12 protein-coding genes are annotated in these 14,468 nt (G+C 49.9%); 5 read left to right on the top strand and 7 right to left on the bottom strand.

All coding sequences use genetic code 11. The annotated features are described in order from the left end of the window. From ACFQNF_RS17450 to ACFQNF_RS17430, 5 genes are all read left to right on the top strand, one after another. Window positions 1–256 (top strand): hypothetical protein (locus tag ACFQNF_RS17450; protein WP_380189191.1); only part of this gene is annotated, 256 nt, incomplete at its 5' end. 82 nt (window positions 257–338) lie between these two features. After that, on the top strand, window positions 339–842 hold the full coding sequence (gene hutX / locus ACFQNF_RS17445) for a heme utilization cystosolic carrier protein HutX (protein WP_380189190.1): 504 nt from the start codon (window positions 339–341) through the stop codon (window positions 840–842). 218 nt (window positions 843–1,060) lie between these two features. Next, window positions 1,061–1,732, top strand: a complete 672-nt coding sequence (locus ACFQNF_RS17440) for an NAD(P)-dependent oxidoreductase (protein ID WP_380189189.1) — start codon at window positions 1,061–1,063, stop codon at window positions 1,730–1,732. A 532-nt stretch (window positions 1,733–2,264) separates the two neighbouring features. Beyond that, window positions 2,265–3,038 carry a ChaN family lipoprotein gene (locus ACFQNF_RS17435; protein WP_380189188.1) on the top strand — a complete coding sequence of 258 codons (774 nt, stop codon included), beginning with the start codon at window positions 2,265–2,267 and terminating at the stop codon, window positions 3,036–3,038. 605 nt (window positions 3,039–3,643) lie between these two features. Then, on the top strand, window positions 3,644–6,235 hold the full coding sequence (locus ACFQNF_RS17430; protein ID WP_380189187.1) for a bifunctional diguanylate cyclase/phosphodiesterase: 2,592 nt from the start codon (window positions 3,644–3,646) through the stop codon (window positions 6,233–6,235). On the opposite strand, the gene ACFQNF_RS17425 is transcribed toward ACFQNF_RS17430, so the two are convergent. From ACFQNF_RS17425 to ACFQNF_RS17395, 7 genes are all read right to left on the bottom strand, one after another. Further along, window positions 6,157–6,744 carry a GNAT family N-acetyltransferase gene (locus tag ACFQNF_RS17425; protein WP_380189186.1) on the bottom strand — a complete coding sequence of 196 codons (588 nt, stop codon included), beginning with the start codon at window positions 6,742–6,744 and terminating at the stop codon, window positions 6,157–6,159. The genes ACFQNF_RS17430 and ACFQNF_RS17425 overlap by 79 nt on opposite strands. 2 nt (window positions 6,745–6,746) lie before the next feature. Then, window positions 6,747–7,298, bottom strand: coding sequence for a GNAT family N-acetyltransferase (locus ACFQNF_RS17420; protein ID WP_380189185.1), 552 nt, complete (start codon window positions 7,296–7,298; stop codon window positions 6,747–6,749). Beyond that, window positions 7,291–7,545 (bottom strand): hypothetical protein, encoded by a 255-nt coding sequence (locus ACFQNF_RS17415; protein ID WP_380189184.1) that lies wholly within the window; start codon window positions 7,543–7,545, stop codon window positions 7,291–7,293. The genes ACFQNF_RS17420 and ACFQNF_RS17415 overlap by 8 nt, the downstream gene beginning before the upstream one ends. Beyond that, entirely contained in the window at window positions 7,542–8,120 is a 579-nt protein-coding gene (locus ACFQNF_RS17410; protein ID WP_380189183.1) for a flavodoxin family protein, read from the bottom strand. The genes ACFQNF_RS17415 and ACFQNF_RS17410 overlap by 4 nt, the downstream gene beginning before the upstream one ends. 161 nt (window positions 8,121–8,281) lie before the next feature. Continuing rightward, window positions 8,282–11,353, bottom strand: a complete 3,072-nt coding sequence (locus tag ACFQNF_RS17405; protein ID WP_380189182.1) for an efflux RND transporter permease subunit — start codon at window positions 11,351–11,353, stop codon at window positions 8,282–8,284. Window positions 11,354–11,450: 97 nt separating this feature from the next. Then, complete coding sequence (locus ACFQNF_RS17400; RefSeq protein WP_380189181.1) at window positions 11,451–12,554, bottom strand: efflux RND transporter periplasmic adaptor subunit; 1,104 nt, start codon at window positions 12,552–12,554, stop codon at window positions 11,451–11,453. Between the two features lie 247 nt (window positions 12,555–12,801). Next, window positions 12,802–14,217: an efflux transporter outer membrane subunit gene (locus ACFQNF_RS17395; RefSeq protein ID WP_380189180.1), complete on the bottom strand. Its 1,416-nt coding sequence runs from the start codon at window positions 14,215–14,217 to the stop codon at window positions 12,802–12,804. Window positions 14,218–14,468 lie beyond the last annotated feature (251 nt).

The following is a 14,468-nucleotide window of genomic DNA, read 5'->3' as shown; positions in this document are numbered from 1 at the left end:
AAGCAAAGAAGGCCGCCCCGACCAGCACGAAGGCCCCTCACTGCGGATAATCGGCTCGGCGAAAAAGGCTGCTCGCTCGCTGCCTCGCTACCCCTTTTCCGAAACCCCGAGCCGCTTATTCCTCGCTTCGGCGTGCTTCAAGGGGACTTTAAAAAGCCCCCTGCCAAGAGCAGGGATAGATACCCAGATTATTGGAGTTGAAAATACTCAAAAGCTTATTGGGAACACTTCATTTATGCGCTGTTTTTCTCCGTGAAACTCTGTGTTCTCTGTGACCTCTGTGTTTCAAGATTTGGGTTTTTCGGCATAACAATTTGTTAACTATTTTGGAAAAAATCATGAACAACACTCAATCCTTACGTGAACGTCTTAGCAAAAATCCTGGTGTGGTGCTAGAAGGCTTAGCCACCGCCTCAGCACTACCCATGAATGAAGTGATTGAATGCCTGCCAGAGGCCATGTGGCAGCGCATTGCGGGTGAAAAAATGGCCGAGTTATTGATGGAAATGGCTAACTGGGGCGATGTGACTGTGATTATGCATAGCAGCGATGTGATTATGGAATTCACAGGGCCGATTCCTGCGGGCGAGCTGAGCCACGGATTTTTTAATCTTCCGGGGCCAACCGGCTTGCATGGGCATTTAAGGGTCAGCCATTGCGGAGCGATTTATGCGATCGAGCGCCCCTTTATGGGCCGCGCTACGGCTTCTGTGCTGTTTACCAATCACGAGGGCGGCGTGATGTTTAAGGTGTTTTTAGGTCGAGATAGCAAAGGTGAAATCTCCACTAGCCAGCTTGAATCATTACATCGATTTTTTGCGCAGTCATCGCAGGGGAACTAGATGTTATTTAGGGTCAAATCTTGAACCCTCGATCCCTACAGAGAGCAAAGAGTTTCAGAGAGAAAGCCAAGGGTTGAATGGTTGTGGACTCTGTGGTTCAAGGTTTAGCGCTTTATAAATCGACAGAGTTTGTTCGTGTTGCTCAAAGACTGCCGATGATGCGCATTATTTGGGCTACAAGACATCGAGGGAATGCTGTAATGTTTAAATGATGATGATTGCTATTTACTATTTTAAAGGCCACACAAGATATGCATGATGTATTGATTTTTGGTGCCAGCCGAGGGCTGGGGCTTTGTCTTGCAAAGGCCTGCATTTTGCGCGGTGAGAAGGTGGCCGCCATGGTGAGAGCCGAGAGTGATACTGCCGCTTTAAGCGAGCTGGGTGTTTCTTTGATTACGGGAGATGCTTTTAGCGTGGATGATTGCATTGCTGCCATCCAGCAAGCGGGTGCATCGAAGGTGATCAGTGTTCTGGGTGGTAAAAATGCGGCAGGGCAGCGGATTGATGCCCTAGGCAATTTAAATGTGATCGAGGCTTTAGAAGCGGCTGCACCCCAAATACGGTTTTTACTTGGCACATCTTTAGGCTGCGGTGATCAATGGGATTCATTAGCCGAAGGGGCCCAGCGCATGTTGGGCGAGGCGATTAAAGCTAAAAATCAGGCCGAGCAGCGCTTAGAGCAAAGCACTTTAGCTTGGATGATTGCAAGGCCAGCTGGCCTAAGCCATCAGCCTGCAACTGGCCAATATCGGGTGCTGGCAGGGCGCGATGATGCGGGCAATTATTTGCCAAGAGCGGATGTTGCCAGTGCAATGCTGGAAATCTTTGCCGAGGATGAGCGCCTGCATAAAGCGTGGACCATTCTGGGGCCGGTGGATCCAGCCTAATTCTATTTAACTCATGTTACGCAGGCAAACCCAAATCTCGAACCACGGAGGTCACAGAGAACACGGAGTTTCACGGAGAAAAACAAGACTTGAATTATGTTCTTTTGTAAGGTTTTGAGTATTTTAAAACCCAGTAATTAACATTCGGTATAACGGATCAAAGCACGGGGCTTAAATCCCCCCTTGAAACACGCCGGAGCGAGGAACAAGCGGGGCGGGGTTTCGGCCAGGGAGCGAGGAACGAGCCAATCCCGCCTGCCGCCGACTCGATTGTCCGCAGCGCAGGGGCTTTCGTGTTTCGTGGGGTCGCCTTCTTTGGCTTCGTTTCTTGGCGAAGCAAGAAAGGAAGGCCCCGCGGTGGCTAACCGCTCCAAAATCAACGTGCCGAAGGCACTAAAAAGGTCTTTTTGACTTTGGTTAGCGCACATGGGGTGAAACCCGCCGCTTTCCGTAGCCTTTCATACCCAAACTCGGCGGGCTTCACCCTCCCTACGATGATTCGCCGTATCACCATTCATTTGCTAAGGTACTCATGTATAAAAAAATTCTCCCCGCCCTCTGTGCTGCGTTTGTTTTAAGCGCCTGTGCCAACAGCCCAGCTAGTGCACCTTTTGCGGGTAAATCTTATGTGCTGATGGGCGAAGTGCACGATAACGCTTTGGGGCATCAGGCCCGCTTTCAGGCTTTAGAAAAAGCGGTGAAAGCAGGCTGGCGTCCGGCGATTGCCATGGAGCAGTTTGATGTAGAGCGCCAGGCAGATTTAGAACAGGCGCGGTTGGAGCAGCCGAATAATCCTGATTATTTAATTCAAAAAATCGGCGGAAAGCGCTGGGATTGGCCACTTTACAGGCCCGTAATCGAGCTGGCCATGCGTTATGATTTACCTATTGTTGCGGCCAATTTATCGCGCCAAGACGCATCCAAAGTCGTGAAATCTGGCCTTGCTGCGCTCGTCAATGCAGAAGAGCTGGGTTTTACTCAGCCCTTGCCTGCCGGTTTGCTGGCCGCCCAGCGAGAAGAAGTGCGAGTGGGGCATTGCAATAAGCTGCCAGAAAACTTACTCGATGGCATGGCGCTGGCCCAAATCGCCCGAGATGCGGTGATGGCCAAGGTGATGAAGCCTTATCAGGCGCGGGGCGTGGTGCTGCTGGCTGGCAATGGCCATGTGCGCCGCGACATGGGTGTGCCGGTCTGGCTGCCTAATACGCTATCAATGGGCTTTGTTGAAGGCAGTAAGCAGGGGGCATTTGATCAGGAGCAGCTGATTGCTGTGGCAAAAAGAAGTGATCCTTGTGCTGGCTTATAGCTCAGATTATGTTGTTAAAGCGTCTCTGATTTCATTAATTATGGAATAGACTTTTTGCCACTAGGGATTGCGGTAGTAAATAGAGATTGATCTGTGTTTTTCGCTTTATTTTTTAACAATAAAGGGATGACTGTTTAAAAATGTCGTACTAGAGCTGCAACTCTATTACGACATTTTTATGTGTGTAATAAGAAGGGCTAAGTTGTATAAGATAAATTTTAGGGCTACGATTTAGTGTAAGACAACAATGCAGAGTAATGTAATAGCCATCTATAAGTGGCTGATTTTTAGCAATATGAAGGGTGCTGATTGCTGATTTTGTATCGCTGGTAGTCATGCACATTAGAATTTAGTAATATGCCCTGCTTAATCAGATAGAAAAGCGATTTAAATCTGTTTATTGGCCGGATCAAACACTGCTCAATATAAGGTCAACTGAAGCTATAGCCTGCTTTTGTAAACTATTTAAAGCAGATTGAATGATCAACTGCAGCGCTGTGCCAGAAGGCTCAAGACTGCTCACTTTAGAGTACCTCTTCCTTTTTATCTTGGTTTGATTGTTTTTTTAGTTGCGCAGTGAAATTCTTAAAAAATTGAGGCATGTTTTGGAATTAGAAAAATTGAGATTGCACGGGCGGGTGTCGCTTCAGTTTGCAGTTACTGCCACTTTTATCATTATGCTGGTGCTAACGCTGGGTGCGATTATCACTTTGCAAATGCGCAATCAATCCAAAATGCTCAAAGATTTAAGCCGTAAAGTTATTTCCGCTGAAGTGGCTGCGGTGCGTAGCGATTTAAATGTTTTTTTACGTGCGCCAGCGCTGGCTAATAGGATGGTGGCAGTACTGATGAGCGAGCAATACTCGCCTTCAGATCAGGATTTATCGAAGTTTGAAATGCCTTTTGCCCATATTTTGGCTGAAGTTTTTCCTGATCAAAAACAACTGAGCTTGATTTCTTTTGGCTCTGTGCACGGTGAATATATTGCGATTAGCCGGGAAATTCTAACAAACCAGTTTTCTTTGTTGCTTAAAGATAAGCGAACCAATTATTATTTAAATTTTTATAAAGGTTTGCAATCCTCTGATCCCATTTTAAATCAATTCTCTCATTACGATCCTAGGCCTAGGCCTTGGTATGCACCTGTCGCTAAAAGTAAAAAACCAGCGTGGACGGCTGCTTATCAAGATTATGATGCAGTGCAAGGTATTACGGTTTCTTTTAGTAGCCCGCTTTATGATCGCTCAATGAATTTTATTGGCGTAGTGGCCAGTGATATCAAACTGGATAATTTTGATGGCTATCTAAGAGCAAGCCCAAATTTGGGTAATGGTGCTATTTATATCGTGGGAGATAATAATGAATTAATTTCTCACTCTAGCCTTGAAATACCATTGCCACGCACTCCTTTACTAGTATTGCCCACTCAGGAAAGTGCAAAATTATTAAAGCCTGTAGATAGTGCGAATGACATGATTAAAAAAAGTGCAACGCTGTTGTTTGAAAAGAACATTAAAGATTTTGAATTTGATCTGAATGGTGAAAAAATATATGGCCGTGTTTCTCCTGTGGCGGATAATAATGGGTTAAATTGGCGTATTGTTATCCTGATTCCAGAGCGTGATTTATTAGGTACCTTAAAAAAAGATATGCTGGTTACGCTATTAATTGTGCTGAGTATCGGTTTATTTGCCGCTTTAGTAGCGTGGAAAATCATTGCTAGTATCACAAAGCCCATTTTGCTGGCTGCTCAAACTGCTAAATTACTGGCAAAACAGGAGTGGCAACCTGCAATTGCCGGTGGTTTACAGCTAAAAGAAACTAAATTACTGGCTAATGCTTTTGATGAAATGTCTAATGCATTGTCATGCTCGTTTGAGCAATTGAATTATCGTATTCGCCATGATCATATTACTGGTTTGCTCAGTAGAGAGGGATTGCTGGAAGAAATGCTGGAGATCGTTAAAAAATCACCCGAGATGCGCTGGGATGCTTTGTTCTTAATTGGTCTGGATAATTATCGCAGTATTCACGATAGTATTGGTTATGAGCAGGGAGAGGAACTACTGTGTGCGATTGTAAATAACTTAAAACAACATTTGCCGCAGCAAGCTTTATTTGCCAGAGTAGCAGAAACTGAATTTGTAATTTGTGTGCCGGTTGATTTTAATGTGGTTCGTCTGGATGATCTGATTAATAAATATCTGGATAGTTTTTCTCAGTCTTTTCATTTGCAATACGATGAAGTTTTAATTACGGGCAGTCTGGGTGTAGTTTGTGCAAGTTTTAATCATATTGAGTTAATTGATCATTTAAGAAATGCTAGTATGGCTTTAAGTAAAGCAAAAGATAAGGGGCCGATTTCGTATGAGGTATTTCAGGGCAGTATGGCCGAGCAATCAACGCAGAAAATCCATTTAATCGCCGAGCTGAATGCCGCTATAGAGAAAAATGAATTTAGAGTTTATTTTCAGCCGGTAGTTAGATTAAGTGATAGCAAGGTGATTGGTGCAGAAGCCCTGGTGCGCTGGCAAAGCGGCCAGCGTGGCTTGGTTGCTCCCGGCGTGTTTATCCCTTTGGCAGAAGAATCCGGCCTGATTTTACCGATAGGCCATTGGGTGCTGCGCGAATCATGTCGCCAAATTGCCGAGCGCTTAAAAAATGGCTGGGCAAGTGATTTTGATGTGCATGTGAATGTCTCGGTGCGACAGTTGATTCAGTCTGATTTTTATCAAAAGCTGGAAGCCATTTTGCAGGAGTTTTCTTTATCTCCGCATAATCTCACTTTAGAAATTACTGAATCTATTTTGATTGAAGACAGCAATGTGATTGCTACATTAATCAGCCGGATTAGATTGCTTGGTGTATCCATTGCGATTGACGATTTTGGCACGGGCTATTCATCGATGTCTTATTTGCATCAGTTTGCTTTTGATTGCTTAAAAATCGATCAATCGTTTGTGAGCCGTTTTTTAGATAATCATAAGAGCGAAGCAATTGTCTCCGCCATTATTCGTCTGGCTGGTGGTTTTGATGTGCCCCTAGTGGCTGAAGGGGTAGAAACACTAGAGCAGGCGCAAAGATTGCATGAGCTGGGCTGCCAGCGTGCCCAAGGCTATTACTTTGGGCGTCCTGCACCTTTAGAAGAATGGCCGGAAGGGTGGTGCGGATCAGGCCAATCTGGGCCGCTTTCATAAGTCTTGCGAAACATGGCGTTTTCATCGGCATCAGGATTGAGCATCAGTAATTCAGTCGCAGATGCCTGCACAAAGCCCAGCCTATCGAGTAGCTTTTTAGAGCGAATATTGTGCCGTTTCAAAATCGCAAAATATTGCTTGATGCCATAGTGTTGAGCTAACTCTTGCAATACGGCGCTGACTGCGGCTCGTGCAATGCCTTTGCCCCAATGTGCACTCGATAATTCATAAGCAATCAGGGCGTGCTGATCGGTGATGGTAGCCTGTACATAGCCTGCTAATTGTTGGGATGCTGTTAGCCGGATCACCCAATTAAGCCATTGCTCAGCGCCATCTGGGGAAGCTCTCGCTTCTAGCCTGAGAAAGCGCGCATGTAGCCAATCTGCGGATACGGGTGGCGCGTTTTCAAATTCATAAATGGCTGGATCCCTCAAAACGACAAACATCGCCTCTGCATGTTCGGCAGTTTGTGGCTCTAAAATTAATGCAGCCGTCTTGAGCGTTCTCATATTTACCAATCCCTTTTAAGTAGCGCATATTGCAATAAATCATGGTGCTGCCCATGCCAAAACCCAGCCTCCCTAAAGCAGCCTTCTTGTACAAAACCAAGCGACACCAGTGATTTAATCGACGCCATATTTTGTGGATGCACCTGAGCCTGAATACGATTAAGCGCCATATGCTCAAAGCCCCAAGCCAAGATCGCCAGCAAAACTTCGCGCATCAAGCCTTGCCCCCAATGGCCCTGCGCTAGCTCGTAGCCGATATGGCAATGTTTGCCATTTTTATCCCATTTAAATAGCCCGCAACTGCCGATGATTTCCCCCTGATATTCAATTCCCCAGCGCGTGCCGGGATTGGGCATGCTGCGCCAGTGGGTAAAAATCTCGATTAGCTGGCTTGCTGCAGCCGGATCGACCATGACATCACAGCCAAACCAGCGCATGGCTTCTGCATCACCATGAATGGCAAAGATCGCGGGCGCGTCGCCTGCAACAAGCTCTCTTAGGGTTAAGCGTGGGGTTTGAATGATGGGAAAGGGGGAGTGAGTACGATCAGGCAATGAGCAATCCCGCCGCATTCAGCCTTTGCGCAATCGAATCCAGATCGCCTTCATATTCCCAATACATCACCCGGCCATGCGATGAGCTGACCAGTAGATACTTTTCGGTAACGGATTGAATGCGCTCGATGGCGATCAGTTTTTCTAAGAAAGGCTCGTCATGGAATTCTTCGACGATTTCTTGATTCTCGGCGGTGTAGCCGTGCACCAGCATGGCGGTGCGAACGCGCAGGGCGATGTATTTCATGGGGTGTCCTTGCTTGATGGGTGGCTCATTTTTAAGGCAATTTGCGCGACTCGTTTACCCAAATAATGCGCTGTCATTAAATCGATGGGATTAACTTGTCCATCGCTGCTTTGTGCGGCTATGCCTAGCTGAGTCCCCAGCCGATTGCGGCCTTGCTCATCATAGCCGCCTGGAATATCTAAGCCACACCAGAGCATGCCGTGTTGGGAGGCGAGCACACTAAAATAGAGCAGAGTGCTTGATTGATCGCTGTTGGCTAGCGTGCCAATGGTAAAACCGGCAGCGATTTTATTCGCCCAAGTGCGCTGGCTCCAACGTTCCCCCGAGGCATCGGCAAACGCTTTAAATTGCGCCGAAGGCCCGCCCATATAGGTGGGGCTGCCAAATATAATCGCATCTGCTTGGTCGAGCTGCGCCCAGATGGCTTCGTCAATAAAACGCCCGGCAATGATTTCTGCCCCGCTGATGCGGTAAATCGATGGCGTGGCGAGTTCCTGAGCGCCAGCAAAAATGGCTTCAGCCAATTGAGCCGTGGTGCCGCTTGCAGAATGGTAAATGATGACGATGGATGGCATGGATTTGAACCTAGTGATTTTCCAGAGTTTAGGTTTGATGGAGTGGCAGTGCATGTCGGGTTACGCTTCGCTAACCACGACCTACAAATACGACGTCCCGTAGCTCCGTAGGTCGGGTTAGCAGTTTTATCGCGTAACCCGACATGGGCTGCTGGCTGGACTTAGCTTTTTGCCGAGCTCGCTCCTACCTTGCCTTTCCTATGCTTGCTAAGCCACTGCACAAAATCATCCACAAAGGTAAATACCACTGGCACGACTAAGAGGCTAAGCAGGGTAGAGGTGATCAGGCCGCCGATTACGGCAATGGCCATCGGCGATCTAAAGCTTGGGTCGATGCCGATACCCAGTGCAATCGGCAACATGCCTGCGCCCATGGCGATGGTGGTCATCACGATGGGGCGGGCGCGTTTTAGGCCGGCGTCCATCAGCGCGTCAAAGCGGCTCATGCCTTCCCTGCGGGCGACAATGGCGTATTCGACTAGCAAAATGGAGTTTTTGGTGGCGATGCCCATCAGCATAATCAGGCCGATTAACGTGGGCATAGAGAATGAGCTTTGGGCGATGAGTAGCGCCAAAAATGCGCCGCCGATGGATAAAGGCAGGGCGGCCAGAATGGTGACGGGCTGCATAAAGTCTTTAAACAGCAGCACCAGCACCATGTAAATGCACAACACGCCGGTCAGCATGGCAATCCCAAAGCTGGCGAAGAGTTTTTTCATTTCTTCTGCATCGCCAAAGGCGGCACGCTCTACGCCCTTGGGTAATTGCAGCAGGCTAGGTAATTGATCGACTTCCGCGCTCACTTCACCTAGCGAGCGGCCATTGAGTTCGATATCAAAAATCACATCTCTGGCTCGGTCGTAGCGATCAATTTGGCTAGGGCCAGAAGACAATTCAACACTAGCAACCTCGCCCAGCATCACGTCGCCATGTTTACTCGGCACTTTTAGCTGCTTGATTTGCTCCAAATCTTTGCGCGTGCTGTCGGGCAGGCGCACCACGATGGGGATTTGCCGCTCGGGCAGATTAAGCTTAGCGACTTGGGTATCAAAATCACCAACGGTAGAGATGCGAATCGTGTCCGAGATGCTGGCAATACTCACGCCTAAATCGGCCGCTCGGGCTAGATCGGGGCGGATGGTGACTTCGGGCCGCACTAGGCTGGCGCTGGAGGTAACCGCCCCCACGCCTTGCAAGGTGCGCATATCGCGTTCCACATTTTGCGCCGTGGCGACCAAAGTGGCTGGGTCGTCGCCCAGTAAAATAAGCTGGAATTTTTCGCCTGATCCACCAAGGCCCACGCTCAGGCGCACGCCTGGAATATCTTTGAGCAAGTCACGCACACGTGATTCGATCACAATTTTTTTATTGCGCTCGGTGCGTTCAGTCAGGGTTAAAGTCAGATTGGCCTTGTTGACTTCGGTCACGCCGCCTGCCGCAAAGGGATCGGCCCCCGCACCGCCGCCGCCGATGGCGGTATAGATGCGAGTGATGGATTTTTCGCTGCCAAGCAAGACACGAGCGCGTTCGGCTACGCTGCTGGTTTCTTCCAGCGTGGCGCCTGGCGGTAGCTCAATTTTAACCAGCGTTTGTGATCGGTCATCGGGTGGAATAAAGCCGGTAGGTAGCAGCGGCACCAGCATCAGCGAGCCAATAAAAAACAGCAGGGAGAATAGGGTGGTGAGTTTGCGATGCCTTAAACACCAATCCGCCAGTTTTAAATAGGCCAGCATAATGCGGCCTTCTTTATGCTCATGGGTGATGGGTTTCAGGATATAAGCTGCCATCATCGGCGTAAGTAAACGCGCCACAATGAGGGAGGCCATCACGGCCAGTGCGGCTGTCCAGCCAAATTGCTTAAAGAATTTGCCTGGAATCCCCGCCATAAATGCGGTGGGCAAAAACACGGCAATTAGCGCAAAGGTGGTGGCCACCACGGCAAGGCCAATCTCGTCTGCGGCTTCCATCGCCGCCTGATAGGGCGATTTGCCCATGCGTAAATGGCGGACGATGTTTTCGATTTCTACAATCGCGTCATCGACCAAAATCCCGACCACCAGCGCTAAGGAAAGCAGCGTCACGGTATTTAAGCTGAAGCCTAAATAAGCCATGCCAATAAAAGCCGGCAAGATAGACAGCGGCAAGGCGGCGGCAGACACCAAGGTGGCGCGCCAATCGCGCAAAAACCACCACACCACCAGCACCGCCAGCAGGGCGCCTTCCCATAGCAGCGTCATCGATCCATCGAAGGATTCTTGTACCGGCTCGGCCATATCGTAGGCGGTGGTGATGGTGAGCCCCGCGTTGGCGGCCTTGATTTTTTCCAGCGCAGCTTGGATGCCTGCGGCAACTTCAATTTCACTCGCGCCGCGTGAACGGCTGATTTCAAAGCCCACCACCGGCTTGCCATCCAGTAGGGCAATCGAGCGGCGTTCGGCTGTAGTGTCGCTAATGGTGGCGACTTGATCGAGGCGAATGCTGCGCCCATCGTTTAGCGGCAGCGTCATCTGGCCTAGCTCGCTCGCGCTTTGCACGGTAGAGATGGTGCGAATCGCTTGCTCGCTACCGATTAAATCACTACGGCCACCCGATGAATCACGCTGGGTTTGGGCAAGGCTACGGGATACATCGGCGGCGCTCACCCCCAAGGCGGCAAGGCGTGCCGGATCGATTTCTACCCGTACTTCACGGTTAATCCCACCTACACGGGCAAACTTACCCACGCCAGACACCGCTCGAACTTCCTTACTGATTTTGTTATCGACCAGCCAAGAAAGTTGCTCCTCATTCAGCGCGTTGGAGCCTACCGTGAAAACCAAAAACGGCACGCTAGAGAATTCCACCTTGCCAATGATGGGGTCTTTTAGATCGCTAGGTAGATCACCACGGACGGCACTCACCGCATTGCGTACATCGTCTACCGCTTCGTTGACGGGTTTTTCCAGCACAAATTCAACCGTCAGCATCACGCTACCGTCTTGAATCTTGCTGTAAACGTGCTTTACCCCTTGCAAGGCCGAGACAGAATTTTCAAGCTTTCTGGCGACTTCGCTTTCCAGCTGAGCCGGGGCGGCTCCTGGCTGAACGGCTGTTACCGTGACCATTGGCAGCTCAATATCCGGGAAGTCTTGCACCTTCATGCTCTGAAAAGACAGCACACCGGCCAGAGACAGCAAGACAAATAACATAATGGCCGGGATGGGGTTTCTGATCGACCAAGCAGAAAAATTCATTACTTATCCTTAAGGGCTTTTGTAGGGCGGGTGAAACCCGCCGTTTTCCTATCATTCCATGGCAAAGTCCGGTGGGTTTCACCCGCCCTACGTTTTCTTATTTGGCAGCCACCACTTTTACCACATCGCCATCGGCTAAAAATCCTGCGCCGCTGGCGATGATTTTTGCGTCTTTGCTGATGCCGTTGACGGCTACGTTTTGGCTATCTTGCCGGCCTAATGTGACGCGCTGTATTTTGACTTTATTACCTTCGCCCAGCACAAATACATGGGCAAAGCCGTCGCGCATCACGATGCTGTTGCCAGGCAGGGTGAGCACATCGCCTTGGCCGGTTTGTAATGCGCCTTTGGCAAACATGCCGGGCTTGGCGGTATCGAGTGAGGTATTTTGCAGATCCACGTACACCAGCAAATTGCGTGTGCGGGCGTCGACGGTGGGGGCGGCTTTGCGCACTTTGCCACTCACTGATTGGCCATTGGGCAGGGTGATGCTGACTTGTTGGCCGCTTTTGATGCGGGCTGCGTCTAGGGCGCTGACTTCGGCGCGCCATTCTAGGCGGCTTTGCCGGACTAATCTAAACAGCTCCTGCCCCGGCTGCACAACCGCGCCCACGGTGGCGCTGCGGGCTGAAATCACCCCATCATCGGGGGCGATGACTTGGCTTTGTTTGATGCGTAATTGCTGCGCAGCAAGGCGGGCTTTGGCGGCTTGCAGGCGGGCGGCGGCGGCTTGTTCTTGTAAAACTGATTGCTTGATTTGCTGGCCGCTGAGCGCGCCATTGCTATCTAATTTACGAATGCGCTCGGCATTGTCTGATGCTTCATTCCATGCCGATTCTGATTCTGCCAGGGCGGCTTGCTGCTGAGCCAGCTCGATTTTGAGCGTGTCGCTGGAAAACTGCGCGAGCACTTGGCCGCGTTTTACCACATCGCCGATTTGCGCCTGCACTTCGGCCAGCGCATAGCCGCCAATTTCCGCACCAATCAAGGATTCCTGCCAGGCTTCGATATTGCCATTGGCGGTGATCACGACAGGCCATGTTTGCGGGGCTGGAGAAATCACCGTTACGGTCATCGCTGGCTTTGCGGTTTCAACCGCCTTGGCAATGCTTTTGGGCATGGCAATCAGTGCGATCACTCCGCAGAGCAAAAGGCAGCCGCAGATCGCGGTCAGCTTGGGGTGTTGCTTGAGGATGTGCATGGGTGAGGCTCCGGTCAGTAGCAGTCAGTCATGTATGTAGGGCGTACTCGAAGCGAGCGTGCGACGGTTTTTAGTCGCTCAGAGCGCGCAGTGCGCCATTTAAGCTATTGCGTTTATGTAAATATGACGATGTTGAAAGAGACTGAGTTTTTATCGATGCATCTGGCGTACTGCGCTTCGCTGAACGATGCTTTGCATCGCACGCGAAGCTTCGAGTACGCCCTACGGTTTGTGTCTACAGATCTTTTTATTCCGCAATATTCGGCGCTTTGCCGCCAAGTGCTTTGTAAAGCGCAATCCAGTTGGCGCTTTGTTCTCTTTGCAGGGTGAGCAGGCGGCTTTGGGCGGATAGCTCATAGCGCTCTATTTCTGCGGTTTGTAGCTGGCTGGCGCTGCCCACTTTATAAAGGGCTTGGCTGGCTTTGAGCTGTACTCGGGCAAGGGAAAGCTGGCGCTCTAACACTTGAGTGCGGCGTTGGCTGTCGTCTAGACGCAGCATATTTTCTTCGACTTCGCGCACTGCTAGCCTAGCCTGCTGCTGATAGCTATGGATGGCTTGTTGATAGCGGGCCATGGCGGCATCTTGTTTCGCGCTCAGCTCCCCCGCATTAAAAATTGGGATATTAAAATTGATACCAAATGACCAGTTGCGGCTGTCTAAATTAATCCCATCGCTAAGCTGGCAGCCCACGCAAATCATGCCGAGCAAGGAGGCCGATGGATAACGGGCGACTTCTTTTACGGCAACTTCTGAGGCCATGGTTTCTAATAATAAAGCCGCACTTTTAATATCGGGTCGATCGGCGAGCACCTCGGCAGGAATGTTTTTGATCGATAGCGCAGGGCGGCTAGGCATCATGCCCGCTTCTGGCGCGAGCATGGTTTTAAGGGCGTCTTCTTTCATCCCCGTTAAGGCCACCAAGGCTTTAAGTGTTACGCCGCATTGAGTGGCAATGTCGCTGGCTTGAAAGCTGGCTTCGGCTTGTTCATGATCGCTCTTGGCCGCATCCACAATGCTGGCAAGGCCCACATCCAGTTTGCTGTGCATTAATTTGGCGCTGAGTATCTGAGATTGTAAAATCTGCGTAGCGAGGGTTTCTTGGCCCTTGCAAGCGCGGTAGACGGTTAAGGTATTGGCAACTTCTGCGGCAAGGCTGGCGGCAGCTAGCTCATAGGCGTTTTCATTGCTATTTAGATTGGCGTACAAGCCTTGTTTGGCTGCCGCAATCCCGCCCCAAAGATCGATTTCCCAACGTGCATCTAGGCCTGCATTGGCAAGATTTTTGGCCGATTCAGCATTGGGCATAGAGTTCTTGCCGCGGCTATAGCCCGCCGTGGCGCTAATATTGGGCCAAAGATGTGCACCGATGGCGGCTGCTTCTGCACGCGCTTCGCTAATTTTGGCCTTGGCTTGCGCCATACTGGGGTGGGAGGCGAGCGTATGAGCGAGTAAAGTATTTAGGTTTATATCTTGCCAGCTGGCCCAGCTATTTTGTATGGATAATTGGGTTTGCTTGGGTGATGGTGCGCTCCATTCTGTAGAGGCGGGCGCTAAATCCTGCGGTGAAGGCTTGGGAATGCTTACCGCGCAGCCAGTCAGTAGCGAGAGGCTGGCGATCCAATGTAGTTGCTTCATAGTCGGGGGTAGTAATGCAGGCAACATACAAAACCTCAGGCAGCATGATAGGCGGTTGAAGGCTATACTTTTTGGGCACGATTTATGCAGAGCGTATGCTAAATGAGTCGCTAATGTCAGGCAACAACGGTTTGAATTTTACGCTTTATATTTTTATTCTTACTGGTTGAGAAATATTATTGCGTGTGATCTAAGCTCTTTATGTTTTAATCATGTGGGCGAATCAGCAACATCGCCTTGGATGGTGAATTTATATGCGGCAAGCGCTCGCCTGATCT

Source organism: Iodobacter arcticus, from assembly GCF_042664895.1.
Classification (GTDB): Bacteria; Pseudomonadota; Gammaproteobacteria; order Burkholderiales; family Chitinibacteraceae; genus Iodobacter; species Iodobacter arcticus.
The sequence above is the reverse complement of the archived record's forward strand: the minus strand, read 5'-3'. Positions and strand labels throughout refer to the sequence as shown.